This window comes from Streptomyces sp. DT224 (assembly GCF_049844595.1).
Classification (GTDB): Bacteria; Actinomycetota; Actinomycetes; order Streptomycetales; family Streptomycetaceae; genus Streptomyces.
In genome coordinates this window covers 362,181-387,817 of the sequence record NZ_JBNCLI010000002.1, presented here as the reverse complement: position 1 = coordinate 387,817, position 25,637 = coordinate 362,181, and the positions used below count along the sequence as shown (strand labels likewise).

Genomic DNA, 25,637 nt, shown 5'->3' with positions numbered 1-25,637 from the left:
AGGCCCCCCGTGCACAGCGCGCAAGACCACCCCACGCCCCGCGAGGAAGCGCTCGGCCGCATCGCCGGCTCCCTCGTCGTCTCCTGCCAGGCGCTGCCGGGAGAACCGCTGTTCGGCGCCGGCATCATGGCCCGGATGGCCGTGGCCGCCCTCCAGGGGGGCGCGAGCGGGGTACGCGTCAACGGGCCCGAGGACATCGCGGCGGTACGAGCCGCCGTACCCGTGCCCGTGATCGGACTGTGGAAGAGGGGCGACACCGGTGTCTACATCACCCCCACGCTCGCCGACGCACGCACCGTCGCCGCCGCGGGCGCGGACATCGTCGCGCTCGACGCCACCGACCGGCCCCGCCCCGACGGCCTCACCCTGACCGAGACGATCACCGCACTCCACGCCGACGGGGTGCCCGTCATCGCGGACGTCTCCACCTTCGACGAGGGCATCGCCGCACGCGCGGCGGGCGCGGACGCCGTCGCCACCACCCTCTCCGGCTACACCACCGAAGACCCCCCACCGCCGGGGCCCGACTTCGCGCTCCTCACCGCCCTGGCCGCCCGGCTCGACGTCCCCGTCATCGCCGAGGGACGCATCTCCACCCCCCAGGAGGCCGCCCGGGCCCTCTCCCTCGGCGCCCACGCCGTGGTCGTCGGCGGTGCTATCACCCGCCCCACAGCCATCACCGAACGCTTCGCCGCCGCCCTGCGCAGCGTCGGCAACCCCCTCGCCGAGGAGACGCCCGCATGACCACGAAGCCCAGCGCCCCGACAGCGCCCGGCACCCCCGAGACGGTCGACTGCCACGTGGTCACCCACGTGCACTGGGACCGCGAGTGGTACCGCCCCTTCGAAGCCTTCCGCGCCCGCCTGGTGGAACTGGCCGAACACGTCTGCACAGAACTCGACGAAGGCCGCATGAGCGCCTTCCACCTCGACGGACAGACCATCGTGCTGTCCGACGTCGCCGCACTGCGCCCCGACCTCGCCGACCGGCTCCGTGCACACGCCGAAGCCGGCCGCCTCACCCTCGGCCCCTGGCACGTACTCGCGGACAATCAGCTCGTGTCCGGCGAGAACCTCGTACGCAACCTGCTGACCGCTCGCCGCTGGGCCCCCGGCAAGGGTGCCCTCGCCACGGTCGGTTACTCACCTGACGCCTTCGGCCACCCCGCGGACCTGCCTCGCCTCCTCAACGGCTTCGGCATGGACACCGCGCTCGTATGGCGGGGCGCGCCGGACGGCGTCGCCCGCTTCCGCTGGCGCTCGCCCGACGGCTCCGAGGTCTTCGCCGTCAACCAGGGCTACCACGCCGCCGAGGTCCTCTGGGGCACCGGCGACGAGAACGACAGCACGGCGCCCGGCCGCCTCGCCGCCTTCCTCGACGGCGAACGGAATCGCCTCTCACAGGGCCCCTGGCTCCTCATGAACGGAGGCGACCACCTGGCGCCCTCCGACCCGGCCAGACGTATAGCAGCACTCGACACGGTCGCCCGGGCAGAGGGCGCCCACCTGCATCAGAGCACGCTGGAGGAGTTCTTCACCGCAGCCCGCACGGCAGCCGACTCCGATGAACTGCCACTCGTGCAAGGCGAACTGCGCCACCCAGCAGGCCACCTCACCTTCATCCTGCCCGGCACCCTGTCGGCCAGGACCTACCTCAAGCAGGCCAACACCTCAGCCCAGAACCTCCTGGAACGCTGGGCCGAACCACTGGCCGCCCTCCACGCCCCGCACGACGCCACCCTCGCCGCAGACCTCCGCCACGCCTGGGAACTCCTGCTGCGCAACGCCCCGCACGACTCCGTGTGCGGATGCAGCGTCGACGAAGTACACCGCGAGAACGCCGTGCGCTACGAACGCGTCGAGCAACTCGGCGAACTCGTCGTACAGCGAGCCCTGCTGCGAGCCGGCTACGACGTACGCCTCTACGGCGACCGCCCGCACGACGAAGCACACCTCGTCGTCGTCAACCCCCACGCGGACACCGCCGAGGGCATCGTCGAGGCCGACGTGCTGACCGCGCCCGGCAGGTACCCCGCCGAGCTTGTCGGCGCCGACGGGGCGAGCATCCCCTTCGAAACCGAACCGCTGGGGGAGGAAATGGCCTTCGAGGCCGACATCGACCTCCTGCCGGACTCCCGCCCCTCGCTGCGCCACCGCCTGCGCTTCCGTGCCCCTTCCTCGGACGGCTTCGGCGCCACCGTTCTCCGCGTGCTCCTGGCGAACATGCCTTTGCCGGATGCAGGTCTGTCCGACGCGGACACGGACGCCCTTCACACACTGGACGGCGGGACACTCGTCGCGGCCCCCGACGCCTCGCTCACCTGGATCGGGCCCGACGGCACACGGCGCCACGGTTACGGGCTCCTGACCGACGGCGGCGACCGGGGCGACACCTACAACTACGACCCGCCGGCCGACGACCGTGTCATGCGCCCGACGATCAGCGATGTGCGGGTGAGGAAGTCGCCGGTCCGGCAGGTGATGGAGATCGACGCGGTGCTCGACCTGCCAGTCGGCCTGACTGCCGGACGTGAGCGCCGAGCGATCCGCACCCGCGAGGTGCCCGTGAGCATCGAGGTGTCGCTGTGGAACGGTGACCCGCTGCTGCGCTGGCGTATCGAGATGGACAACACGGTGACCGACCACCGCCTCAGGCTGCACGCCCCCGCTCAGGGTGGCAACGGCACCTGGACCGGGGACGGACACTGGAGCCTGATCGAGCGCCCCGTCGCCCCGGACCTGGGCCCCCTTCCGCAAGAGGCCGGATATGAGGCCGTCTGCGGGTCGGCCCCCGTACAGAGCCTCGGTGCGACAGGCCACGGCACCGGGCGCACGGCCCTCTTCGCCCCCGGACTTCCGGAAATGCGGGCCCTGGGCGCGGGTGAGACGGCCACAGACGCGGACCAGGAGATCGTGGTGACACTGATGCGGTCCGTGGGCTGGCTGTCCCGCTTCGACCTCCGCAGCCGCACGACCGGCGCCGGCCCCGCCCTGCCCACCCCCGAGGCACAGTGCCCAGGACGGCAGACCTTCCACCTGGCCATAGCGGTCGGAGCCCCCATCGCGGACGACCGGGACCTCGCACGGCTGGCCGCCGCGTACCGAACCCCGCCGAGAGCCTGGCAGCTCCGGCCGGACACCAGCCCCGCCGAATACCACAGCCCAATCCGCGCGCAGGGGGCTCTGCTCAGCACACTGAAGCCGGCCGAGAACGGCAACGGCCTGATCCTGCGCCTCTCCAACCCCGGTGCAAAGAACTGTCACGCACGCATCGCCGCAGCTCCGGGCACTCTTCTCATACCATCAAGGCTTGATGAGGAAGCCACCGGTGAGCCCGCGATCCGCGCCGCGAACCAGGCCGGTGCGTGGGCGATGGGGCCGCACGCCACCCTGACCTTGCGGGTGATTGAGCCGGCCGTCTGAGCAGGGAGGAGGCAGAGGAAGCAGCGGATATTGGGCCGAGGCTTTGACTTCACTGAAGGGGATGGAGTCTCTACCGGCATGGCAACCGGACCCGGTCGAGATCCGGGCGAGCCTGAAGCCAGTGGCCATTGAGCGCTTTTGAGGGCGACGTGGAACGCGACGGTTCGACACCGGCCCCCCGACGCAGAATTCGGTCCGCTCGCCGATGCTCTGCTGCGCGATGTCGTGGGACAGGATCTGGGCGTGCGCCTCGCAGTCCTTGATCAGCGCGGAGAGCCCCAGCAGGGCGAAGACGTCGTGGCGGTGGACCGAGCCGTCACCGCCCGCGTCGCGGTTGACGACGAGCAGGCACTCGGAGTTCCCCGAGAGTGGCGCTGATGCCGGCGGCTATCACGCCCAGCACGATGTTGCGTACGTCGTCAGTCATGGGCGGGCATGTCAGCGGGCATTCGGCCTCACGTCCGAGGCGGTCCTGACGGGGCGGCCGGGGCGGCGTTACCCTGCGCGGACGATCCTTCACCGGAGGTTGCGCATGCGACGTTCCATCAGGCGAAATGTGTCGTTGGCGGCGATCCTGGCCGCCGTCGTGTCGGTCGGGGCCGCGGCCCCCTCCTCGTCCGCCCATCCCTCGGCGCCACCGCCCAAGTCGCCCGTCGCGGTGGGATACGGGGGAGCGGTCTCCAGCGTCGACGCGGACGCCTCGGCCGCCGGAATCGAGGTGCTGCGCAAGGGCGGCAACGCGGTCGACGCCGCTGTGGCCACGGCCGCCGCGCTCGGCGTCACCGAGCCGTATTCGGCGGGGCTCGGCGGCGGTGGCTACTTCGTCTACTACGACGCCCGCAGCCACACCGTCCGCACCATCGACGGCCGCGAGACCGCACCGCGCAGCGCCGACTCCTCCCTCTTCCTGGAGAACGGCAAGCCGCTCGCCTTCGCCGACGCCGTGACCAGCGGGCTCGGTGTCGGCACACCCGGCACCCCCGCCACCTGGGACACCGCCCTGAACGCCTGGGGCAGCAAGTCGCTCCGGCAGGTCCTCGAGCCCGCCGAGCGGATCGCCCGGGACGGCTTCGTCGTGGACGAAACGTTCCGCTCGCAGACGGCCGGGAACGAGGAGCGGTTCCGGGACTTCCCGGCGACCCGCGAACTCTTCCTGCCCGACGGGAAGCTCCCCGTGGTCGGCTCGGTCCTCAGGAACCCGGACCTGGCGCGCACCTACGACGAGGTCGGCCGCAAGGGCGTGGACGAACTCTACCGGGGCGAGCTCGCCCAGGACGTCGTACGGACCGTACGCAACCCGCCCGTCGACCCGGCGTCCGACCGGGTGGTGCGCCCCGGCGACCTGACCGCCCAGGACCTGCGCTCCTACCGCGCGCTGCGCCAGGCGCCGACGAAGGTGAACTACCGGGGGCTCGACGTGTACGGCATGGCCCCCTCCTCGTCCGGTGGCACGACGGTGGGCGAGGCCCTCAACATCCTGGAGTCGACCGACCTCTCGCGGGCGGACGAGGCCCAGTACCTGCACCGCTACATCGAGGCGAGCCGCATCGCGTTCGCCGACCGGGGCCGCTGGGTCGGCGACCCCGCGTTCGAGGACGTACCGACGAAGGAACTGCTCAGCCGGCGGTTCGCGGACGCGCGGGAGTGCCTGATCAAGGACGACGCGGTGCTGACCAGCCCGCTCGCACCGGGCGACCCGCGCCACCCCGGCGACTGCCGCTCGACGGGAAAGGCCGCGCCGACCACGTACGAGGGTGAGAACACCACGCACCTGACGACCGCCGACAAGTGGGGCAACGTCGTCGCGTACACCCTGACCATCGAGCAGACCGGCGGCAGCGGGATCACCGTGCCGGGACGCGGCTTCCTGCTCAACAACGAGCTGACCGACTTCTCCTTCGCACCGGCCGACCCCGCCGTCCACGACCCGAACCTCCCCGGCCCCGGCAAGCGCCCGCGCTCCTCGATCTCGCCGACCATCGTGCTCCGGCACGGGAAGCCGGTCCTCGCGCTGGGCTCGCCCGGCGGGGCGACCATCATCACCACCGTGCTCCAGACCCTGACCGGCAAGCTGGACCGCGGGCTGCCGCTGGTCGACGCCATCGCCGCACCCCGGGCCAGCCAGCGCAACGCCCCGGCGACCGAGCTCGAACCGGCGCTCTGGAACAGCCCGCTGCGGCCGGAGCTGGAATCCCTCGGCCACGTCTTCAAGCTCAACCCGGAGATCGGCGCGGCGACCGGTGTGCAGCGGCTGCCCGACGGGCGGTGGCTCGCCGCGGCCGAGAAGGAACGGCGTGGCGGCGGCTCGGCGATGGTGGTGAGGCCGAGCGGGCGGCCCTGACCGCACACCTCCCCGGGGGGCCACGGCACGATCATCTCCTCGCCAGAAGGGCGCCCCCGTGCATATGCGAACGCTTGCCCTCGTCACCGCCTCCGGTGCCGCGCTGCTCGCCGCCGGCACTCCTGCCCCCGTCACCCTCGCGGTGGCGGGGGAGCAGGCCCCCGCCCCCGCCCCCGCCACTGCCGCCCCGGCGCCGGCGCCCCGGCCGCCCGTGCCGCTCGCCCTGGTGGCGCAGGTCCACCGGGCGCCCGCCCGGGCCCACCGGTCCCAACCGGCGCCCGCCGCGGCCCGGGGCCGGGAGAGCGCCGAGGTCGGGGCGGCCGACCTGCTGGCCAAGGTGTCGGCCTGTGAGCAGGTGTCGAACGGCAAGTACCGTACGGACGCGATGACTTCGGCGACCGTTCCGGTCTGCGGTGCGGGCGGGGCGGTGTTCTGGAAGGCGGACCTGGACGTCGACTGCGACGGCCGGACGACCGCCGCCTGCAATCCCGCCACCGACCCCTCCTTCCACGGCGACACCGCCTTCCACGCCTCGGACGGCCGGCCGCTCGACGCGGAGAAGCTGCCGTACGTGGTCGTGCCGGCGCCCTCCGGCACCTGGGACTACGCGAAGTCCGGCATCCGGGGCGGCGGGGTGGTCGCCGTCGTGCGCGGCGAGAGGGTGGAGTACGCGGTCGTCGGCGACGTCGGCCCGGAGCGCGTCATCGGCGAAGCCTCGTACGCCACCGCGAAGTCACTCGGCGTCGACCCGGACCCGAGCAGCGGCGGCGCGCCCTCGGGGGTCACGTACATCCTGTTCAAGGACGCCCGGGTGTCACCGGTCGAGGACCACGAGGCGGCCGTGCGTACGGGGCGGGCCCTGGCGGAGAAGTTCGTGCGCGGAGACCAAGGGCTGTCCCGTGCTTCGGAACCGTCCCGCGGACGACGGGGACGGCCTTGTCCGTTGGCCCATACGTCACAGAGGGAGCGATGGCATGCTCCGGTCCACCACGGTGTCGCCGATGGGCGCTCATCCGGCACGTCCGAGGAAACTCGCCCCGCCCGCCTGGACTCCCCTCCGCCACATCCGTCCCGGTCAACCCCTCGCTCTGCCCCACCCCGTTGACGGCGTGGGGCAGAGCGAGGGTCGCCCCTCACCTCACTCGCCTCCGGCCACCGCCTCCGCCGCGTGCTGCCGCAGCGCGACCCGGGCCGGCAGCCCCGTGGCCACCAGAGCCAGACCGGCCGCCGCGGCGAGGACCGCCGCATAAGTGGCCGGCGGAATGTTTGGGGCGGCCCCGGTCATCCCGGTACTGAACGCCGTCAGGGTGATCACCGACAGGGCCGTACCGAGCACCGCGGCGATGACCAGTGCCGTCAGGGTCTCCAGACGCAGCATCCGCAGGATCTGCCGCCGAGTGGTGCCGACCAGCCGCAGCAGCGCGAGCTCCCGGGTGCGGTCGCTGATCGACATGGCGAGGGTGTTGACCACGGCGATCGCGGTGAACGCGATGATCAGCCCCATGGCGACGTAGTTGACCTCCGCGTCCGGGGCAGCCGCCGCGACCGCCTGGGCACGGTCCAGGACCGCGGCCCCCGGCACTGCCGCCGCCACGTCCGTACGGCTCAGCCCCGGCGCGGCGACGAGCAGCGTGCCCGTCGGATCGTCCACGTGCCGGGCCATCAGCCCGTGATCCAGGGTCAGCTCACCGAACCCGAGGCCACGCGCGTACACGGCGATCACCCGCAGCCGGACCGGCGTGCCGTCGCCGAGGGTCAGGGCCATCCTTTCCCCGACGGCGACGTGCAGCCGGTCGGCCGCGCTCTCGCTGACGGCAACGGTGTCCGGGCCGAGCCGGTCCAGGGACCCCGATCGCACGCCGAGGTCCGACGTCCGGGCCAGGCCCTGCGGCGAGACCCCCTGCGCCCCGTACTTCGTCAGTCCCACGCGTACCGAGGTGTGCAGCACCTCCGTGACCGCCGTGACCCCGGTGTGCTCCCGCAGGCGAGCCGCCGAAACGGAAGAGAGATGCGGACCCAGCACGTAGTCGGCCCGGTTGCCCGCCTCGGCCTCCGCCCGGGCCGCGTGCCCCATCGTCGTCGGTACGAACAGGATCGTGCAGGTCACCCCGATCATCAGGGTCAGCGGCGCCACCACGGAAGCCAGCCGGCGCGCACGCGCACGCAGATTCGCGGCGGCCAGGTAGCCGCTGGTCCGCGAAGTCCGCAGCGCCGGCCCGAGCAGCGTCACCGCAGCCCGCACCACCAGCGGGCCCAGCACCGAGACCGCCACAGTCCACAGCAGGGCGGTGACCATGGTCAGCGGCCCTGAGGCCGCCTCCGTCGTCAGCGTGGACAGGACCAACGTCAGCGTCACCGCGCCCGCCGCCACCAGGACCCCCGCCAGCAGTCGGGGCCACGGCAGCCGCGCCGCGGGCATGGCCGCCTCGCCGAGCGCCTCGACCGGCCGGATCCGCGCCGCCCGCCGGGCCGACAGACGCGCCGCCGCCCAGGCCGCGACCAGCGTGGCCAGCACCGCGGCCGCCGCCGGGAACGGGCTGACGACCAGCTTCAGCTGCTCCGGCATGGCCCCCAGCTCCACGAACTTCGACCGGAGCCAGAATCCCACCCCCAGCCCGGCCCCCGCACCGCACACCGAGGCGACGGCGGCGACCAGCAGCGCCTCGCCGCCCAGCAGTTTGCGCAACTGCTTCGGCGTCGCCGCGACAGCCCGCAGCAGCGCGATCTCCCGCTGCCGCTGCTGCACGGACAGGGCGAACGTGCCCACCACCACGAGCACCGCCACCAGCAGCGCCGTACCGCCCAGCGCACCACCCAGACTGATCAGCTTGATCCGCGCCTGCTCCGCGTCGAAGAACTCCGCCTTGCCCCGCTCGTCACCGGAGTACGCGACCACTTCACCGGATCGCTCGATCTTCGTCACGTCCACCTGCGGGAAGACGCCGAGCGCCGTGACCTGTCCCGGCCGTCCGGCCAGCCGTTCGGCCTGCGCGGGGGAGAAGAACAGGGTGTGCTGACTGCTCAGGTGCTGCCGGGTCACCCCCACCACCCGGTAGGTGGCCGGGCCTGCCGGTGTCTGCGCCTTGAGCCGGGTCCCCACGCGCTGACCGGACGCGGCGTCCACCACCACTTCGTCCGCGGCCTTCGGGGCCCGGCCGGTGGCCAGCGTGAACGGTGTCAGGGCGGCCGAATCCCAGCCGTGACCCAGCGCTTCGCGCCCGCCGTCCTCGTGGACCGGGAAGGTCACCTCGGCCACGACCTTCCGCACACCGGGCAGCTTGCGCAACTCGTCCGCCAGCGAGGCGGGAACCCACCGCCGCTCGGCGATCTGCTTGGCCTTGTGCTTCTTCTTGCCCTTCTTCTTGACGATGGTCTGGTGCACGTACTGGTCACCGGCGACGACGACCGGGGTGCCCGCGTACCGTTCGGGCGCCACGTCGCCCCGCAGGCCGGTCTCCAGCAGCATCCCGCAGCCGGTGACCAGCGCCGCGGCGCACAGCAGGGTGACGAACGCGCCGGCGAAGGCGGCCTTGCGGTGCCGCAGCGTCTTCAGAGCGAAACCCATCATCACGTCCACGCCCCCAGCCGGGTCATGCGCTCGGCGACCCGGTCCGCCGTCGGGTCCGTCATCGCGTCCACGATCCGGCCGTCGGCCAGGAACAGCACGGTGTCCGCGTACGAGGCCGCCATCGGGTCGTGGGTCACCATCACCACCGTCTGCCCCATCGCATCGGTCACGTCGCGCAGCAGGGTCAGCACCTCGCGGGCCGTCACCGTGTCCAGCGCGCCGGTCGGCTCGTCACCGAAGACCACTTCGGGCCGGGTGACGAGCGCCCGCGCGATCGCCACACGCTGCTGCTGACCGCCGGAAAGCTGAGCGGGGCGGTGACCCACGCGGCCCGTGAGGCCGACCCGCACCACGATCTCGTCCAGCCATGCCCGTTCCACGCGGGCATTGGCCAGTCGCATCGGCAGGGTGATGTTCTCCAGGACGTTCAGCGAGGGGACGAGGTTGAACGACTGGAAGACGAACCCGACCCGGCGGCGCCGCAGCTTCGTCAGCCTCGTCTCGTCCATACCCGCGAGCTCCGTGTCACCGAGCCGCACGGACCCCGACGACGGGGTGTCGAGCCCGGCCGCACAGTGCAGAAACGTACTCTTTCCCGACCCCGAGGGCCCCATCACGGCCGTGAACGAACCCGTCGGGATCCGTACTGACACCTCACGCAGAGCGGCCACCGCGCCCTGACCCTTGCCGTAGACCTTGCTCACGGCTTCCAACTGCACTGCATCCGTCATGAGTTCAACTCTGCTGACCTGCGGGGACGAGTCCCATGGACGTCGTCCCGGGTCTACCATGACCTCGTCATGATCCGGACATCGCCACCCATCGCGCCGAACCGAGGAGAGGCCCCAAGGTGATACGCGTACTGCTGGCCGAGGACCAGCACGTGATCCGCACCGCGCTGGCCATGCTGCTCGGCATGGAGGACGACATCGACATCGTCGCGGACGCCGACACGGGCGCGACCGCTCTGGCCAAGGCCATGGTCCACCAGCCCGACGTGGCGGTCCTCGACATCGATATGCCCGGCGACATGGACGGCCTCGACGCGGCGGCGCGCATCACCGCGAAGGTCCCCGGCTGCCGGCTCCTCATGCTCACCGCGTACGGCAAACCCGGCCACCTGCGCAGGGCGCTCGCCGCCCAGGTCCACGGTTTCGTCCTGAAGACCGCACCCCCCGACGAACTTCTCGCCGCCGTCCGCAAGGTCGCGGGCGGCGAACGGGTGCTCGACCCCTCGCTGGCGGTCACCGCCTGGGACCTGGCCGACAACCCGCTCACCGCGCGCGACGCCGCCGTACTCCGGCTGGTGGCGGCGGGTGCGGAGGCCACCGAGGTCGCCGCCCAGCTGCACCTTTCGGCCGGTACCGTACGCAACTACCTCACCGCGATCGTCGCCAAGCTCAACGCACGAAACCGCACAGACGCAGCCCGCATCGCCTCGGAAGCGGGCTGGATCTAGGGTCTGGCCGGCGGATCTCAGGGTCTGTGCCCCTCATGCGTGCCGCCGCGGTCTGCGGCGGCCGGCAGCCACGCCTCCAACGTGAACCAGCCGTCCGCCGCCTCAGCGGTCAATGTGCCACCCAGAGCTGCCAGACGCGTCGTCAGGTTACCGAGGCCGGATGATCCGGGACGGCCGCCGACGCCGGACGCCCCGTCGTTGCGGACCCGCAGCAGGGTGGCTTCGGCCGTGCACTCCGTACTGATCTCGCAGAGCGTGGCGGAGCTGTGCCGCAGGACGTTCGTCACCGCCTCACGCAACCCGGCACTCAGCACGGTCTCCGCCGTCGGCGTCGACACGCTGTGCCCCAACCGCACCTTCACCTCGATCCCGGCCGCGATCAGCACCGCCCTCGCCGACTCGGCCTCCGACGCCAGTGCCATCCGCACCTCCCCGCCCGAGGCCGACCGCAGATCCGCTTCCCCACGCGCCGTCATGGCAAGCACGTCGGCCAGTTCCGCACGCGCGCGCTCCCATGGCAGCCGGCGGGCCAGTTCACACTTGAGGAGAATGGCCGCCAGGCTGTGCCCCAGCAGATCGTGCAGGTCACGGGCCGCGCGCAGCCGTTCCTCGACCACGGCGGCACGCGCCTGACGGCCCTGGTCCCGGCGCAGGTCCCTGATGATCTGAGCCTGCCGCAGCAGTCCGTGTACCACCAGGCCCGTCACCACGCAGGACACGGTGTAGTTGACGACGGCGCCGGCGGGAAGCCCGAGCCGCACCGCCATCCAGGCCACGACTCCGGCCACGGCGGCCACCGACGGCCACGCCAGGTGCCAGGGCAGAGCGAGCAGCAGAGGTCCGGCGACGAATCCGGGAACACCCAGCCACGCCTGCCCGAACACCGGCATGGGGACAAAAGCGAGCAGGGTCATCACCGTCAGCTTGTACGGGTGCCGCCCGTGCACCGACGACATCTGGAGGTAGACGATCAACGCGAACCCGGCTGCCGCGGGCAGCAGCAACCGAGGAGCGTCGAGCAGCAGCAGCGCCTTGGCGCAGAACCCGGTCAGGACGACCGCGAGAAGGACGATGGACACCCGGTACGCCCAGCCGTCGTCCTCGGGCTCCGGCACGACGGCAACCGCTCCGGGAAGGACCGCCTCGGTGAAGTACCGGCCCTCAGGGGTCAGCCCGGTCGTCACACTGCCGCCTGCCTCCGCCACCCGGAGCGGTACGTCCCCGAGGATCTCGTCGTCGGCGGTCCGCACGGAGTCGCTGACGACGCGCAGCCTCACCCGCCCATGTGCAGCGGACGTCTCGATACGGCAGACGGTGGCACCCCGGCGCACGACACCGGTCACCGCCTCGCGGAGTACGTGAGCCAGGAGAGCGCCGGAGGAACCCAACGGTTCCGCATGCCCGGTGAGCACCTCCACCTCGACACCGGCGGCCTGCAACAAGGCGCGAGCGGTGGTCAGTTCCGGGGCGAGCGACATGGCCCTGTACGAGGCCGCCGACTGCCGGGCAGAGGTGAGGCAGGCCCGCGCCGAATCGGTGACCTCGGCGAGCACGACGGCGGCGCGGTCCGGGCGGGCCAGCACGGCCCGTGCGGCCGTGCCGATCTCCGCGAGACCGCGCCCCAGACCGTCACCGAGTTCGACGGAGATCTGCAGCCGTTCCTCGGCGACGGCCGCCACCACGCCGCCGACCCGTGCGGCATCCGCCTCCTCGGCGCGATCGGTGAGCCTGGTCAGCCCGTACACCACCAGGCTGATCAGCACCATGCTGATGGCCGCGTCCGTGGAGCCGAGGAACACCGCGCTCGCCGCGACCGGCAGAGCCACCAGCGGCCAGGGACGACGGCACAGCAGCAGCGAACCACCGAGGAAACCCAGAATCCCCACGGACGCTCCGGAGCCCAGCACCGCACCGTATCCGGCGCACGCCTGCGCGAGCAGCAGCCACCGGCCCCGGTACCGGCGCGGGGCTCGCAGCACATGGAAGAGTTGCAGCCCGAACACGATCACGGCCGCGAACGATCCCGCGAGCACGTAGACGGACGCGAAGGCGGCCAGCACGGCCACGGTGCTCGCCCTTGCAGATCTCGTCACAACGCCCCCGCCCCCCAACGATCCAGCGAATCCTACGTCGGTGGCCGCGTCCTCGCTGACCGGTATCTGCCGTCGGCACGGTCCCCGTGACGGAGTGGAACCGGATGGTTTCGACCGTCAGCCCGGTCCGCCGGCCCGGGCCACCGATCATGAAGGGCGCGCTGCCGTCTCCGTCCATGCCCACACTCGCGTGCCTCCCCCTACGGGAGCTCAACCGGCTGGACGAGTCCGCCTACGCGGTCCGTGCACCGTGGATACGCGAGCGCCTCGGCACGTATCGCATCCGGCGGACTCGTACGGGTCCGGGTGCTGCCCGCCCTCGAGGGCCTCGGCGCCGGCCTGCGGGCTGTATTCCTCGCAGGGAATTGTCGGTCTCCACCGTGCCGCGCAGGATCTGGTCCGACGGGACCTGCCCGGGCAAGGAGACGAAGATGATCGAGACCGACCCGCAGCAACTGGCCGACGGCTACATCGCTCAATGGAACGTGCGCGACGCGGTGGAGCGCCGCGCAGTCATCGAGCGACTGTGGGCCGAGGACGGCACCCACATCCTTCACCCGCCTGCGGCGATACGGGAGACCGCCGCGGAACTCGGCTTCGACCACCCGACGCTGGAGGCACGGGGGTACGACGCCATCGAGACCCGAGTGGCGCGAAGCTACGAGCGGTTCGTGGAGGAACAGGGATTCGTCTTCCGGGCGCGCCCCGGTGCGATACGCCTCAATGACGTGGTGAGGATCGGGTGGGAGGTGGTGTCCACCGCAACCGGCGACGCGATGGGTGGTGGTTCGGACATCCTCGTAGTCGACGACAACGGCCGCATCAAGACCGATTACATGTTCCCGGGCTCCTGAGCGGCGTCAGCACAGGCCATTGCCCCGGCGGCTGCTGAGAGAGCCTCGGCCGTCGCCGGGTCGGCCGGCAGGAACGCCTCCAGCTTCAGCTCGGCAAGCGTCACGTCGACGGCGGTGGCGAAGGTCGTCACAGTAGTCATCAGGCGGAGCTCACCGTATGAGGACAGCAGGCGGAGCGGCACTGCGAATCCGAGTGGCCCGGCGGACAGCTCCAGCTCGGGAACGTACCCGGTGAGTTCGGCGCGCAAATCCTCCAGATGACCAAGGCGTATCAGGATGTGGCGCGCCCATTCGGCGAGGTTGAGAATACGGGGAGCAAGGCCGTCGGGATGCAGGGCCAGGCGGTAGACGTTCGTGCCCGGACCCACCAGCTCGTCAGCAGCCCCGTCGGTGATCAGGTCGAATGCGGTGTTCGCGGCGACCAGGTCACCGTTTCGGTCCACAACCAGCGCCGGATACGGCAGATGCCCGCGGAGGATGTGGTCGATCGCCGTGCGCACGGGGGCCAGCACCGGATCGTCCAGAGAACTCTCCGGGTAGGCGGGCGCGTACCCGGCGGCCAGCAGCAACTCGTTGCGCTCCCGCAGCGGCAGCTCCAGCGACTCGGCCAGGCGCACCACCATGTTGCGGCCCGGGACGGACCTGCCGGATTCGATGAAGCTGAGGTGGCGCTGGGTGGTGCCCGCTCGCAGCGCCAGATCCAGCTGGCTGACATGAAGGCGGGTACGACGTTCACGAAGCGCACGAGGGAAGTCCACGAGCCTGTTGTACCGGCGGCGAGGGCCCCAGGCCATTCCCCGCAGGGAATTGTCGCCACTCGCTCCGCTCGTGAGCATGGCCGGCATGGACATCGGTGTACTGCTTCCGACCGGAACCGCCCAGTGGGGCCCTGCCGACGACGCGCGCGAGCTGATCGCGTTCGGCCGCTGCGCCGAACGCGCGGGCTTCTCCTCGCTCTTCGTCAACGATTCTCTGATCAGCCCGCGCGTCGAGGCGCTCACGATGCTGGCCGCACTCGCTCCGGTGACCGAGACCGTGACGCTGGGCACAGCCGCATTGATGCCGTTCCTGCGTCGGCCGGTCCAGGCCGCGCAGGCACTCGCATCGATCGACCTGCTGTCCGCCGGCAGGCTTGCAGTGACCGTCGGCGCCGGCTTCCCCGGCCGGTTCGGGCGGCCCCTCTACACACTGTCCGAGCTGCCGTGGGAAAGGCGCTTCACCCGCCTGGACGAAACCGTCGCGCTGTGGCGGGCCCTGTGGGACGGTGCCGACGCCTTCCACGGCGAGATCTTCCGGTTCGACGACATCCCGCCCACGACCAAGCCGCCCAGAGCCGGCGGTCCGCCCATCTGGCTCGGAGGTGCGACCCCCGCAGCGCTGATCCGCGCCGGCCGGCTGTACGACGGATGGCTGCCCTATCCGCCCGACCCCGGCGACTATGCTTCCGGCCTCCGCGATGTCCATAAGGCGGCAACCGACGCAGGACGCGGGACCGAGGGCATCACCCCCGCGCTCTTCGTCTCGGTACGGATCGACAACGACGTCGAGAGCGGCCGTCGGGCCATGGACGGCTACGCCCGGGCCACATACGGAATGCCCCTGGAGGAGCTGGAAAGGATCCAGGCGGTGGTCACCGGCTCCGCGGCCGAGGTGCTTGAGTACCTGGGGCGGTACGTTGCCGCAGGTGCCCGGCACATCGTCGCCCGTCTCGGTGCCCTGGACCTGCACTCCCAGCGCGAGCAGCTCGACCGGATCGCAGACCTCATCCCCGCCCTCGAAGTGGCAGGGCGCCACCACTCCACCTCGGAAGGCTCCTGACCCCGGCACCCAGCCGACCCGAAGCGACAGCCACGGGACAGAACGTGGGCAGTGAGACGATGGCGACTGCGGAAGCTCGTGCCCTTGGGTGCTTGCCTGCGACCAGGAGACAGTGACGCCGAGGTGCAGCGTGGAGAGTTCGACCGCGACGACCCGGGCGCCGGCGCGCTTCGGCGTCACCGCTGCACGGCCGCCACTGTCTCGGTGACCGCGGCGATCAGGCGGTGGTTCTCCGAGGCTCCGCCACCGCCGCCGGGCGGGAAGCGGCGGCGGGTGTAGCTGTAGGCGATGCCGGTTTCGGGGTCGGCGAAGGACTGCGCGCCGACCGCGCCGCTGTGGCCGAAGGCCCGCGCGCTCAATAGCCCGCTGTACCGGACGCCCTGGGCCTCGAAGCCGAGCAGAAAGTGATCCTCTTCCCCCGTTACCAAGTCGGCTCCAGGGGTGTGCGGGGTGGTGAACTCCGCGAGTACCTCCGGGCTGAGAAGCGGGGCGCGGCCATCGACCGTGGAGACCGCGGCGGCGTACAGCTTGGCCAGGCCGCGCGCCGTGCCGACGCTTCCCGATGAGGCGGAGCCCAGCGCGCGAACCGCACGCGTGTTGGCGTAGGTCACCAGGTCGGTGGGCGGGTCGGCGTGCGCGTTGAAGGCGAAGGCGGTCAGTCCCGTGGGCTGCAGGTCGGGGGCGGTCCGTGCGGGGTGGGCGGGCAGGTAGCGGGGCTCCTCGCTCTCGGGAAGGCCCAGGTGGAAGTCCAGGCCGTACGGGATCCGCAGCCGCTCGGCGTAGTGGTCCTGGAGGGTGCGACCGGTGGTGCGGCGGATCAGCTCGCCGGTCAGGGCGGTTGCGGTGAAGGCGTGGTAGCCGTATCCGGTGCCCGGCGCCCAGACCGGGGGCAGAGGCGCGAGCAGCTCGGCCAACCGCTGTTCGTCGGCAAGTTCCGCGGTGCTGAGCCCTTCGGGGGTGCCGAGGAGTCCGGCTTTGTGGGACAGCAGGTCGCGAAGGGTGAGGCCGGCTTTGCCGCCGGTGGCGAACTCGGGCCAGTCGTCGGCAACGGGCCGGTCGAGGTGCAGCACGCCGTCCTGGACGAGGAGCGCGGTGACGAGGTGTGCTGCGCCCTTGCCGGAGGAGTAGAGGGCGAGCAGGGAGTCTCCGGTGACATCCGGGCCGGTCCACAGGTCGACGACCCGGCGTCCGTGCAACCGCACGGACAGCTGTGCGCTCAGGCCGGGTTCCTCGCGCGCCAGCGCGGCGAACTCCTCGCGCACACCGGAGAATTGTTCGTCAACGGTGCCGTGCACCGTGGTCCCGAGTGAGGTGTTCATCAGGGATTCCCCTTCGGTCAGGCCGTGGCCGGTGCGGCGGAACGGGCCGTCTCCACCTTGCGGCGGAGGGCTACGAGGAGGTCGGTCAGGAGACGGGTGGTGGTGGGGTCCACGAGGTTGCCCTTCTCGTCGAAGCGTTCATGCGACCGGAAGACGATGACCTCCGGCTTCACCACCAGGTCCGAGTCCGTCCAGAGGAAGACCTGCCGCAGTGCCAACTGTGCTCGTACCGAGCCGAAGTTGGTGGGAGCAGCCCCGGTGAGGGCGACCGGCTTGCGATGCAGCGGCAGGCCCTCGGTGCCGGTCCAGTCGGTGCTGACCCAGTCGAGGGCGTTCTTCAGCACGCCCGGCATCGAGTAATTGAACTCGGGGGTGGCGATCAGCAGGGCGTCCGCGGCGGTTATGCGGGCGCGGAGCCGGGTGACGGGGGCCGGGCGCAGGTCCGGGGTGTCAAGGTCCAGGTCGTACGGGGGGATGTCGCGGAGCCCGTCGTAGAGGTCGATGGAGACGCCGTCGGGTGCGACGGTGCGAGCGGCGCGCAGCAGAGCCGTGTTGTGGGAGTCGGCCCGGAGGCTGCCGGAGATGGCGAGGACGTCGATGGTGCTCTGGCTCATGGTGGGTTTCCCACTCCGTTGCTTTGTCGGCGGGTAGGTCGTTGCGCGCCGCTCGCTGCACTCGTGCTGCGAAGCCGGCGGCGGGAACGGAATGAACTGTACAGTGCAGTTCAATATGAACTCAACTGTTCAGTTCAGGAAGTTGCTAGGATGCAGTCGATGAAGGACTCCACGATCAAGCAGCAACCGCAGCCGACTCCGAGAGCGAAGCCGACCGGGGAACGGGCGGCCCGCAAGCACGCGGCGATCATCACGGCTGCCCGAGAACAGTTCCTGCGCCACGGCTTCGGCGTCGGCGTGGATCAGATCGCCACCGAGGCGGGCGTGTCGAAGGTGACGATCTACAACCACTTCGGCAGCAAGGAGGACCTGTTCACCGAGGTGGTCGGCGACGCCCTCGAACAGGCCCTGGGCGACTCGGCTCGACTCATGGGCCATCAGCTCGCCGCCGACGACGACATCCGCGAGGTACTCGCCGCCGCGGCGCGCGGCTGGGTCCAAGGCATCGCCCAGGACGAGGTGCTGGCGCTGCGCGCCCTGATCGCCGCCGAGTCCGGCCGCTTCCCCCAACTGGGCCGCGCCTGGCGCACCCAGGGGCCGGACCGCTTTGCCGGACCGCTCGCCGCCGCACTCGAGTCCAGCGCGGAGCTGGACATCTCCGACATGGAGGTGGCGATCCTCCAGTTCTATGCGTTGGTCCTCTACCCCCATGTCGTGCACAGTGCGTACGGCGAACGCCTCACCTCCGAGCTCGCCGAACGCCTGGTCGAGCGCGGAGTGGATATGTTCCTGGCGTACTACCGCAGGGCGTGATCCGCGTGCGCTCCGGAGTCGTCCTGGAGTGGGCGGACCGCGCCACGTGAGTCCGGCGATGGCCCCCAAGGGGTCAGGCCGGTGTCCTGCATGGCGAGACGGGCGACCCGTCTGCACCGGAAGAGGGCGCTGGCGGGCCCGGGGAGGGCTGATTGCTGCGGGGGTGGCCCCGTATCGGTCCGCTCGACACCTTCCCGGGCGCGCGCCGGGCAATCTGCCTAAACCTGTGGATCGGACGTCGGGCAGACGCTAGCCTATTCGCATGATTGTTCGAATTTGGCGAGGGTGGACGACACCCGAGAACGCCGACGCCTACGAGTCGATCGTCAGCACGCGTGTGCTGCCTGCCATCGCCGAGCGCAAGCTCGTCGGCTACAACGGCGCCTACCTGCTTCGGCGTCCGCTTGACGGAGGCGAGGTCGAGTTCTCCACCGTTATGTTGTTCGACTCGATCGAGACCGTCCGGGAGTTCATCGGCCCGGACTACGAGGTCGCGCATGTTCCGGCCGAGGCGAGGGCCGTCCTGGCGCGGTTCGACGAGCGGTCCGCTCACTACGAGACGTTGTTGACGCCGGAAGCCACGCGTCCCGTGTGAGCAGTGCGGCAGCCCGGGTGGGGCCGGACCAGCGCCACGGCCGGTGCTCCGCCGCGGGCACGCCGAAACCCGGGAAGGTGTCCGCGTAGAGGGGCTGGGACGTGCACCCGGCTCCCCTCGTGAAGTTCCTGCCCGGTCGGCGTCCCTGTCCCGAGCGGTTACGGCGGGACGCTGAGCTGAGCCGCGCGGACGCTGCTCGGGGCGAGGCCTGCGAGTGGCTGCTCGCCGAGGTGGAGCGGCATGTCTGGCCGCGATGCAGTTCAGCAGGGAGGGGCCGCTGACGTACGACCGCGTGGTGAAGCACTCAGCTTCCGGCACGTGGTCGTGTCGGACGCAACGGACGGCGGGTAGTCGGCGGCCGCGCTCGCCGGGGAGCGCGCGGTGGCGGCGCTGAGGAAGGCCGGTTACGGCCATGGCGAACTGCGGTCCATGGCGACGACGTGGACACCATGAAGATCAACTACAAGGGGCGGCGGCCGTCGGGACCGGCGTGACGCCGGACCGGGGACGGCTCCGACACCTCTGATCAGGGGACTTCCCGCCTTTCGGCGTGGTCGACTTCCGAGTGCGACGAGTCACCCGGGCGGGCTCTGGTCACCCCGGCTCCTCGGAGCCGGCTTCGAGGCGGGAGGGCCCCGGCGCCACCCCCAGCAGGGCCTCCAGGCCGGCCGCGAGCTCCGCCGGGCCACCCCGCTCGGCCATCCCGACGGCCGTCACTCGCAAGCGCGGCAGCTCGCGTGCGGGCAGCCGGTGCAGGCCCAGCCGGATCGTGGGGTCGGGTTCGTCCGGCTGGTCGTCCATCGCCCGCAGCTCCACGAGCAGGAATCCGAGCAGCCAAGCAGTGAAAGCCCGGTGGATGCGCAGGACCTCACCGTCATCGAAACCTGCGTCGTGGAGCAGCGCCAGGACGCGTTCGTCGCTCCGCAGCACCGACAGCGGCCGCTGGGCCATGGGGGTGGACAGCAGGCGTGTGGCCAGCAGCGGCACCACGTTGGGGTGCAGGAGAGCCACGCCGTAGGCGGTCAGTGCAATGTGGTGCAGCCGGGCCAGCCAGTCAGGCGTGGGGGGATCCTCGAGGCCCTGCCCCGGCGGAGGGGTTCGCTCAAGATTCCGGTCCAGTTCGCCGCAGAACACGTCGACCAGCCCGTCCAGCAGCGCGTCCTTGCTGGGGGCGTAGCGATAGAGGGCCATTGCCTCCACGCCCAGTTCCGCGCCGAGCTTGCGCATGCTGAGGCCGGAGAGCCCGTCGCGGTCGACCACGTCGAGGGCGGAAGCCAGTACCCGTTCTCTGCTGAGGCGGCCGTAGCGCCCTTTGTCGCCCGCCCTTCGCCCCGGCCCACGTTCGGCTTGATCCACGATGACCGCCTCCGGTTGACATAGGTGAACAATACCCTCAAACTCGGGCATATACGACGTAAACGTACAGCGTCAATGTACGGCGTAGACACCAGGAGCGTCCTGTTATGACGCACAGTGACCCGAAGCCGCAAGATCTTGTCCAGGTGGAGCGTCACCTGGCGCGGATCTCCGAAGGCAACGTCGTACGGATCTCCGACGAGGGCCCCACTTTCGCGCACCCCTACCGGGCCCGGACCGTCCGGCGGACGACCTTCACCCCGGTCCTCCCCACCCGGGACCGGGCCGTACTGTGGTCGATCGCCGGCTGCTGGGTGGTGTCCTTCCTGTGGTTCTGGTCCTGGTGGCTGCAGCCCGAGCACCGTGCGGGCTGGGCGGGACTCATCATCAACAGCCTGCTGCTGCTCTACCTCACCGGCATCCCCTGCTACTTCTTCATCACCGCCCTGCGGCTGCGCCGGGTCGATCCACGGATGCGCGTTCCGTCGGCGCCGGTCGCCTTCGTGGTGACCCGCGCCCCTTCCGAACCATGGCCCACCGTCCGAAAGACCCTGCGAGCCATGCTGGCGCAGGACTTTCCCCATGCCTACGACGTCTGGCTGTGCGACGAGGACCCGACCGAGGAGATCGAACGGTGGTGCCGCGAGAACCACGTCGCGATATCGTGCCGACGCGGAGTTTCCCCGTACCACCGAGCCGGATGGCCCCGCCGGACCAGGTGCAAGGAAGGCAACCTCGCCTACTTCTACGATCACTGGGGTTACCGGTGCTACGCGGTGGTCGCACAGCTGGACTGCGACCACGTGCCCGCCCCGACGTATCTCGCCGAGATGGTCCGCCCGTTCGGCGACCCCGCCATCGGCTACGTCGCCGCCCCCAGCATGTGCGATGCCACTGACGCCGCATCCTGGTCGGCACGGGGCCGGCTGCATCGCGAAGCGATCTGGCACGGCGCCGTGCAACTGGGCCACAGTGACGGGCTCGCCCCGATGTGCATCGGATCCCACTATGCGGTGCGTACCTGTGCTCTGCGCGACATCGGCGGTCTCGGGCCCGAGCTGGCCGAGGACTTCTCCACCACTTTCCTGCTCAACTCGGCAGGCTGGCACGGCGCCTTCGCCGTCGACGCCGAGGCGCACGGCGACGGGCCCCTGAGCTTCGCCGACATGGTCACGCAGGAGTACCAGTGGTCACGGAGTCTCACCACGATGCTGCTGGGCCTGCTGCCCCGCCATCTGCGTCGGCTTCCCGCGCTTCTCCGGCTGCGGTTCGGCTACGCGCTGGTGTACTACCCGCTCCTCGGTCTGATGATCGTGTCCGGCCTGATCCTTCCGCCGGTTGCCGTCATCACGGGGCTGCCGTGGATGAACGTCAACTACTTCGACTTCCTGCTGCACTTCTGGCTGATGCCCGTATGGCTGTTGCTGACGCTCGGTCTGCTGCGGCACCGACAGCTGATGCGTCCGCGGACCGCTCCCTTGATGAGCTGGGAGACCTGGCTGTTCACGGTTGCCCGATGGCCCTTCGTCGTCTGGGGTCTGTTCGGCGCGGCACGTCAGAAGTTCTGGCACACACAGCTGACTTTCAAGGTCACTCCCAAGGACAAGAGCGAGCCGGGGACACTGCCGGCGCGGCTGACCTCACCGTTCGCGACCATCGCCGTGCTGCTGTCCTCGGCCGCCCTGTACGGGGAACTGACCGGTCCGTCAGCGGGATACGTCTTCCTCTGTCTCCTCGGAGCGATCGTCTACGCGACAGTAGCGCTCGCCGTTCCCCTGCTTCATGTACGGGAAGCGGCCAGGGCCTCCGGGACGCGCTTCTTCGCCGCGCTGCGCACCGCACGCCTGTCCTTGGGCATCGGTCTCCTCTCGTCGCTGCCCGTCATCGCGGCAATCGTCTTCTATCCGGCCTACGCGGCCGCCGTCCTTGGCTGGTGAGTGCAGTGACCATGAACGCACGCGCACACGCGCACAACCGGGACGGCCGCACCCGTTCGCCCGCCACGATTCTCGTCACCGGCGGAGCAGGCTTCATCGGCTCACACGCCTGCGTCGAACTTCTGGACCACGGCTACGAGTTGATCGTGGTCGACAACTACTCCAACAGCAGCCCACAGGTCTTCGCCCGTGTGCAGCGGATAGCCGGCCGTTTCGTCGGCGCCGTGTACGAGCTGGACATCCGTGATCGGCGCGCCCTTTCGGCAGTCTTCGACCGCCACTCCGTGGACGCCGTCGTACACTTCGCCGCTCTGAAGGCCGTCGGTGAGTCGACACGGATGCCCGTCGAGTACTACGACGTCAATGTCGGCGGGACGACTTCGCTGCTGCGGGCGATGCACGAACACGGGGTGAACCGACTGGTTTTCTCCTCGTCCTGCTCCCTGTACGGAGACGCGGGAGGCGGACGGCTCAGTGAGGCGACCCCGGCCCGGCCCACCAATCCGTACGCCGCCTCCAAGTGGGCCTGCGAGCAGATCATCGCCGACGTGTGCCGACGGATGCCGGAATTCACAGCATTCTGCCTGCGCTACTTCAACCCGGTCGGCGCCCATCCCAGCGGACTGCTCGGGGAGGACCCGTCGGGAACCCCGGACAACCTGATGCCATACCTGGCACAGGTGGCCGTCGGCCGCCGCGCGCGCCTGCCCGTGTTCGGGGACGACTACGCGACACCCGACGGAACACCCGTCCGCGACTACCTGCACGTCATGGACACGGTGGAGGCACACCGTGTCGCGCTGGACCACTTCGCCGACGGTCCCGGAATGCACGTGTTCAACCTCGGTGCCGGCCGGGGCTGGTCGGTCCTCGACGTCGTCGCGGCCTTCCGTGAAGCGTCCGGCAGGCCCATCCCGTACGACATCAAGCCGCGCCGTCCCGGAGACGTGACCGAACTGGTCGCCGACGCGGCCGCGGTAGCCAGCGCCTGGGGATGGAGGCCCGCACTGGATCTGGCAGCCATGTGCCGGGACACGTGGCGGTTCCAAAAGCTCAATCCATCCGGCTATGCCGGTTCTTCCGGCAGGGAAGCCCCAAAGGAGTGATGACATGCGAATGACCGTGATCGGAACGGGTTACGTGGGCACGGTGCACGCCGCGTGCATGGCCGACATAGGCCACCAGGTCCTCGGAATCGACATCGACGAGGCACGGATCGCGTCGCTTGCGGCAGGCCGCGCACCCATGCACGAACCCGGCCTGGACGCGCTCCTCGCCCGTACCGTCGCCTCGGGAAGGCTGCGCTTCTCCAGCTCGCTGGCCGAGGGCGCGGAGTTCGCGCGGACGCATTTCGTCTGCGTCGGCACTCCGCAGCGCCCCGACAGTGAGGCCGCAGACCTGCGGTACGTGAACGCCGTGGTGGACGAACTGGCACAGCATCTGCGACCGGGAAGTCTGGTGGTGGGCAAGTCCACCGTGCCGGTCGGCACGGCCGCGGCCCTCGGCAGACGGATCGCGGCGTCCACCCGGGACTGCGAAGTCGCGTGGAACCCCGAGTTCCTGCGTGAAGGCTCAGCGGTGCAGGACACCATGCGGCCCGAACGGATCGTAGTGGGGGTCGGCTCTCCGCACGCCGAAGCGGCCCTGCGGGCGCTCTACGCGCCGCTGGTTCGCGCGGGTGCGGAGTTCTTCAGCACGGACACGGCCACGGCGGAGCTGGTCAAGGTGGCCGCGAACTCCTTCCTCGCGACCAAGATCTCCTTCATCAACGCCATGGCCGAGGTGTGCGAGGCGGCCGGCGCCGACGTGACCGTCCTGGCCCACGCCATCGGTGCCGACTCGCGGATCGGCCACCGCTTCCTGGATCCGGGACTCGGCTTCGGCGGGAGCTGCTTCCCCAAGGACATCCGGGCCTTCGCGGCCCGCGCCGAGGAGATCGGCGCCGGTGAGGCGGTGTCGTTCCTGCATGAGGTCGACCGCATCAACCTCCGCCAGCGGCAACGCACCGTCATCCGCGCCCGGCAGCTCGTCGGCGGTTCCTTCGCCGGCCGCCGGGTCGCCGTGCTGGGCGCCTCCTTCAAGCCGGGCAGCGACGACGTTCGTGACTCGCCCGCCCTGGCCGTCGCCTCCATCCTGCACGAGCAGGGCGCAAGCGTGCGCGTGCACGACCCGGAGGCGCTGGACAACGCGCGCGCCACCCTCCCCGACCTGACATACTCGCTGGATATCCCCAAAGTGTGCGAGGACGCGGACGCGGTCCTGCACCTCACATCCTGGCCGGACTACCGGCGGATCGACCCGCTGGCCCTCGCCTCCGTGGTCCGCTCCCCGGTCCTCCTGGACGCACGCAACAGTCTCGACGCCCAGTCCTGGCGCGCGGCCGGCTGGTCGCTGCACGCACTGGGCAGCCCCACGGGAGGCACATCATGAAGGTCGTCGTCACAGGGGGTGGCGGATTTCTGGGGTCCCATCTGTGCGAGGCGCTGCTGCGCAGAGGTGACACCGTGTGGTGTCTGGACAACTTCTCCACGGGCGAACCGGAGAACGTCGCCCACCTGCGCGAGCATCCCCGGTTCCGGCTCCTGCGCGGTGACGTCACCGCGGCCATGGAGATCCCGGGTTCCGTGCACGCCGTCGCCCACCTCGCGAGCCCGGCGTCTCCGCCCGACTACCACCGGCTGCCACTGGAGACACTCTCGGTCGGCAGCCGCGGCACGGAGAACGCCCTGCGCCTGGCCCTGCGGCACGACGCCCGGTTCGTCCTCGCCTCGACCAGCGAGGTGTACGGCGACCCCGAGATCCACCCGCAGCCCGAGGAGTACTGGGGCCATGTCAATCCGGTCGGCCCCCGCAGTGTCTACGACGAGGCCAAGCGGTACGCGGAGGCGCTGTCCACGGCTTACCGGCGCAGCCTGGGCGTCGACGTGGGTGTCGTGCGGATCTTCAACACCTACGGTCCCCGGATGCGTCCGAACGACGGCCGCGTGGTGTCGACCTTCCTGCGCCAGGCGTTGTCGGGCGGACCGCTGACCATCCACGGTGACGGAAGCCAGACCCGCAGTTTCTGCTACGTGTCCGATCTCGTGCGCGCGCTCCTGGCCATGATCGACCGGCGCGGCCTGGACGGACCGATCAATCTGGGCAATCCGGTCGAGCACACCGTACGGGAGCTCGCGGACCTCGTCCTGGATGTCACCGGGTCGCGGTCACGGATCGAGTACCTCCCGCTGCCGGTCGATGATCCCTGCCGCCGCCGTCCCGTCATCGAGCGGGCCCGCCAGGAGCTGGACTGGGCACCTGTGGTCCCGGTCGAGGAGGGCCTGCGGCGCACGGCCGCCTGGTTCACCGACAGCTCGGGTCCAGCACTGCCGAACGGGCCGCTCAAGCCGGTCGACGGGCCCCGCCCCAGCCCTCTCGAGTCCCTGAAGGCCTGATATCCATGCACCGG

The 25,637-nt window shown here is 70.7% G+C and carries 19 protein-coding genes and 2 pseudogenes; 13 read left to right on the top strand and 8 right to left on the bottom strand.

Annotation, left to right across the window (positions count from 1 at the left end):
• Window positions 1–9: 9 nt before the first annotated feature.
• The gene (locus tag ACLQ2N_RS05340) at window positions 10–744 is read left to right on the top strand and encodes an N-acetylmannosamine-6-phosphate 2-epimerase (RefSeq protein ID WP_425809546.1); all 735 of its coding nucleotides are present in this window, start codon (window positions 10–12) and stop codon (window positions 742–744) included.
• The gene (locus ACLQ2N_RS05335) at window positions 741–3,422 is read left to right on the top strand and encodes a hypothetical protein (RefSeq protein ID WP_425809544.1); all 2,682 of its coding nucleotides are present in this window, start codon (window positions 741–743) and stop codon (window positions 3,420–3,422) included. Before ACLQ2N_RS05340 ends, ACLQ2N_RS05335 begins: the two co-directional genes overlap by 4 nt.
• Window positions 3,423–3,575: 153 nt before the next feature.
• Here ACLQ2N_RS05335 and ACLQ2N_RS05330 read toward each other — a convergent pair.
• Window positions 3,576–3,849 (bottom strand): annotated as a pseudogene (locus ACLQ2N_RS05330) (hypothetical protein); the annotation flags it as partial.
• A gap of 105 nt (window positions 3,850–3,954) precedes the next feature.
• On the opposite strand from ACLQ2N_RS05330, the gene ggt reads away from it, so the two are divergent.
• Window positions 3,955–5,763, top strand: a complete 1,809-nt coding sequence (gene ggt / locus ACLQ2N_RS05325; RefSeq protein ID WP_425809542.1) for a gamma-glutamyltransferase — start codon at window positions 3,955–3,957, stop codon at window positions 5,761–5,763.
• Between the two features lie 64 nt (window positions 5,764–5,827).
• Window positions 5,828–6,649, top strand: a pseudogene (locus ACLQ2N_RS05320) (glycoside hydrolase family 75 protein); the annotation flags it as partial.
• Between the two features lie 252 nt (window positions 6,650–6,901).
• Here the strand turns inward: ACLQ2N_RS05320 and ACLQ2N_RS05315 are convergent.
• Window positions 6,902–9,331 carry an ABC transporter permease gene (locus tag ACLQ2N_RS05315; RefSeq protein WP_425810207.1) on the bottom strand — a complete coding sequence of 810 codons (2,430 nt, stop codon included), beginning with the start codon at window positions 9,329–9,331 and terminating at the stop codon, window positions 6,902–6,904.
• A complete protein-coding gene (locus ACLQ2N_RS05310) occupies window positions 9,331–10,062 on the bottom strand; it encodes an ABC transporter ATP-binding protein (RefSeq protein WP_425809540.1) in 732 nt (243 codons plus the stop codon). Before ACLQ2N_RS05310 ends, ACLQ2N_RS05315 begins: the two co-directional genes overlap by 1 nt.
• A gap of 119 nt (window positions 10,063–10,181) precedes the next feature.
• Here ACLQ2N_RS05310 and ACLQ2N_RS05305 point away from each other — a divergent pair, with 119 nt between their 5' ends.
• Window positions 10,182–10,790 (top strand): response regulator transcription factor, encoded by a 609-nt coding sequence (locus tag ACLQ2N_RS05305; protein WP_425809538.1) that lies wholly within the window; start codon window positions 10,182–10,184, stop codon window positions 10,788–10,790.
• A gap of 17 nt (window positions 10,791–10,807) precedes the next feature.
• Here the strand turns inward: ACLQ2N_RS05305 and ACLQ2N_RS05300 are convergent, their stop codons facing one another.
• On the bottom strand, window positions 10,808–12,856 hold the full coding sequence (locus ACLQ2N_RS05300; protein ID WP_425809536.1) for a sensor histidine kinase: 2,049 nt from the start codon (window positions 12,854–12,856) through the stop codon (window positions 10,808–10,810).
• 458 nt (window positions 12,857–13,314) lie between these two features.
• Here ACLQ2N_RS05300 and ACLQ2N_RS05295 point away from each other — a divergent pair, with 458 nt between their 5' ends.
• Entirely contained in the window at window positions 13,315–13,737 is a 423-nt protein-coding gene (locus ACLQ2N_RS05295; RefSeq protein WP_425809534.1) for a hypothetical protein, read from the top strand.
• On the opposite strand, the gene ACLQ2N_RS05290 is transcribed toward ACLQ2N_RS05295, so the two are convergent.
• Window positions 13,716–14,495 (bottom strand): helix-turn-helix domain-containing protein, encoded by a 780-nt coding sequence (locus ACLQ2N_RS05290; protein WP_425809532.1) that lies wholly within the window; start codon window positions 14,493–14,495, stop codon window positions 13,716–13,718. The two genes, ACLQ2N_RS05295 and ACLQ2N_RS05290, sit on opposite strands and share 22 nt — an antisense overlap.
• Before the next feature lie 85 nt (window positions 14,496–14,580).
• On the opposite strand from ACLQ2N_RS05290, the gene ACLQ2N_RS05285 reads away from it, so the two are divergent.
• On the top strand, window positions 14,581–15,555 hold the full coding sequence (locus ACLQ2N_RS05285) for an LLM class flavin-dependent oxidoreductase (RefSeq protein ID WP_425809530.1): 975 nt from the start codon (window positions 14,581–14,583) through the stop codon (window positions 15,553–15,555).
• Window positions 15,556–15,731: 176 nt separating this feature from the next.
• Here ACLQ2N_RS05285 and ACLQ2N_RS05280 read toward each other — a convergent pair whose 3' ends face one another.
• Entirely contained in the window at window positions 15,732–16,874 is a 1,143-nt protein-coding gene (locus ACLQ2N_RS05280) for a serine hydrolase domain-containing protein (RefSeq protein WP_425809528.1), read from the bottom strand.
• A gap of 17 nt (window positions 16,875–16,891) precedes the next feature.
• Window positions 16,892–17,488, bottom strand: coding sequence for an NADPH-dependent FMN reductase (locus ACLQ2N_RS05275; protein WP_425809526.1), 597 nt, complete (start codon window positions 17,486–17,488; stop codon window positions 16,892–16,894).
• 159 nt (window positions 17,489–17,647) lie between these two features.
• Here ACLQ2N_RS05275 and ACLQ2N_RS05270 point away from each other — a divergent pair, with 159 nt between their 5' ends.
• A complete protein-coding gene (locus tag ACLQ2N_RS05270; RefSeq protein WP_425809524.1) occupies window positions 17,648–18,301 on the top strand; it encodes a TetR/AcrR family transcriptional regulator in 654 nt (217 codons plus the stop codon).
• A gap of 262 nt (window positions 18,302–18,563) precedes the next feature.
• Entirely contained in the window at window positions 18,564–18,896 is a 333-nt protein-coding gene (locus ACLQ2N_RS05265) for an antibiotic biosynthesis monooxygenase (RefSeq protein WP_425809522.1), read from the top strand.
• A 594-nt stretch (window positions 18,897–19,490) separates the two neighbouring features.
• On the opposite strand, the gene ACLQ2N_RS05260 is transcribed toward ACLQ2N_RS05265, so the two are convergent.
• Window positions 19,491–20,252 carry a TetR/AcrR family transcriptional regulator gene (locus ACLQ2N_RS05260; RefSeq protein ID WP_425809520.1) on the bottom strand — a complete coding sequence of 254 codons (762 nt, stop codon included), beginning with the start codon at window positions 20,250–20,252 and terminating at the stop codon, window positions 19,491–19,493.
• Between the two features lie 107 nt (window positions 20,253–20,359).
• Here ACLQ2N_RS05260 and ACLQ2N_RS05255 point away from each other — a divergent pair, with 107 nt between their 5' ends.
• Genes ACLQ2N_RS05255 through ACLQ2N_RS05240 form a run of 4 tightly spaced genes read left to right on the top strand, consistent with a single transcriptional unit; the run spans window position 20,360 to window position 25,623 of the window.
• Window positions 20,360–22,189 (top strand): glycosyltransferase, encoded by a 1,830-nt coding sequence (locus tag ACLQ2N_RS05255; RefSeq protein WP_425809518.1) that lies wholly within the window; start codon window positions 20,360–20,362, stop codon window positions 22,187–22,189.
• Between the two features lie 11 nt (window positions 22,190–22,200).
• Window positions 22,201–23,295 (top strand): UDP-glucose 4-epimerase GalE, encoded by a 1,095-nt coding sequence (galE, locus tag ACLQ2N_RS05250; RefSeq protein WP_425809516.1) that lies wholly within the window; start codon window positions 22,201–22,203, stop codon window positions 23,293–23,295.
• A gap of 4 nt (window positions 23,296–23,299) precedes the next feature.
• Entirely contained in the window at window positions 23,300–24,619 is a 1,320-nt protein-coding gene (locus ACLQ2N_RS05245; RefSeq protein ID WP_425809514.1) for a UDP-glucose dehydrogenase family protein, read from the top strand.
• Window positions 24,616–25,623, top strand: coding sequence for a UDP-glucuronic acid decarboxylase family protein (locus ACLQ2N_RS05240; protein WP_425809512.1), 1,008 nt, complete (start codon window positions 24,616–24,618; stop codon window positions 25,621–25,623). The genes ACLQ2N_RS05245 and ACLQ2N_RS05240 overlap by 4 nt, the downstream gene beginning before the upstream one ends.
• The last annotated feature ends 14 nt before the right edge of the window (window positions 25,624–25,637 follow it).

Excerpts from the sequence above, each read along its gene's own strand:
- ACLQ2N_RS05265 (WP_425809522.1), top strand. The coding sequence starts at position 18,564 with ATGATTGTTCGAATTTGGCGAGGGTGGACGACACCCGAGAACGCCGAC.
- ACLQ2N_RS05275 (WP_425809526.1), bottom strand. The coding sequence starts at position 17,488 with ATGAGCCAGAGCACCATCGACGTCCTCGCCATCTCCGGCAGCCTCCGG.
- ACLQ2N_RS05335 (WP_425809544.1), top strand. The coding sequence starts at position 741 with ATGACCACGAAGCCCAGCGCCCCGACAGCGCCCGGCACCCCCGAGACG.
- ACLQ2N_RS05310 (WP_425809540.1), bottom strand. The coding sequence starts at position 10,062 with ATGACGGATGCAGTGCAGTTGGAAGCCGTGAGCAAGGTCTACGGCAAG.
- galE (WP_425809516.1), top strand. The coding sequence starts at position 22,201 with ATGAACGCACGCGCACACGCGCACAACCGGGACGGCCGCACCCGTTCG.
- ACLQ2N_RS05315 (WP_425810207.1), bottom strand. The coding sequence starts at position 9,331 with ATGATGGGTTTCGCTCTGAAGACGCTGCGGCACCGCAAGGCCGCCTTC.
- ACLQ2N_RS05245 (WP_425809514.1), top strand. The coding sequence starts at position 23,300 with ATGCGAATGACCGTGATCGGAACGGGTTACGTGGGCACGGTGCACGCC.
- ACLQ2N_RS05280 (WP_425809528.1), bottom strand. The coding sequence starts at position 16,874 with ATGAACACCTCACTCGGGACCACGGTGCACGGCACCGTTGACGAACAA.
- ACLQ2N_RS05270 (WP_425809524.1), top strand. The coding sequence starts at position 17,648 with ATGAAGGACTCCACGATCAAGCAGCAACCGCAGCCGACTCCGAGAGCG.
- ACLQ2N_RS05240 (WP_425809512.1), top strand. The coding sequence starts at position 24,616 with ATGAAGGTCGTCGTCACAGGGGGTGGCGGATTTCTGGGGTCCCATCTG.
- ACLQ2N_RS05285 (WP_425809530.1), top strand. The coding sequence starts at position 14,581 with ATGGACATCGGTGTACTGCTTCCGACCGGAACCGCCCAGTGGGGCCCT.
- ggt (WP_425809542.1), top strand. The coding sequence starts at position 3,955 with ATGCGACGTTCCATCAGGCGAAATGTGTCGTTGGCGGCGATCCTGGCC.
- ACLQ2N_RS05255 (WP_425809518.1), top strand. The coding sequence starts at position 20,360 with ATGACGCACAGTGACCCGAAGCCGCAAGATCTTGTCCAGGTGGAGCGT.
- ACLQ2N_RS05295 (WP_425809534.1), top strand. The coding sequence starts at position 13,315 with ATGATCGAGACCGACCCGCAGCAACTGGCCGACGGCTACATCGCTCAA.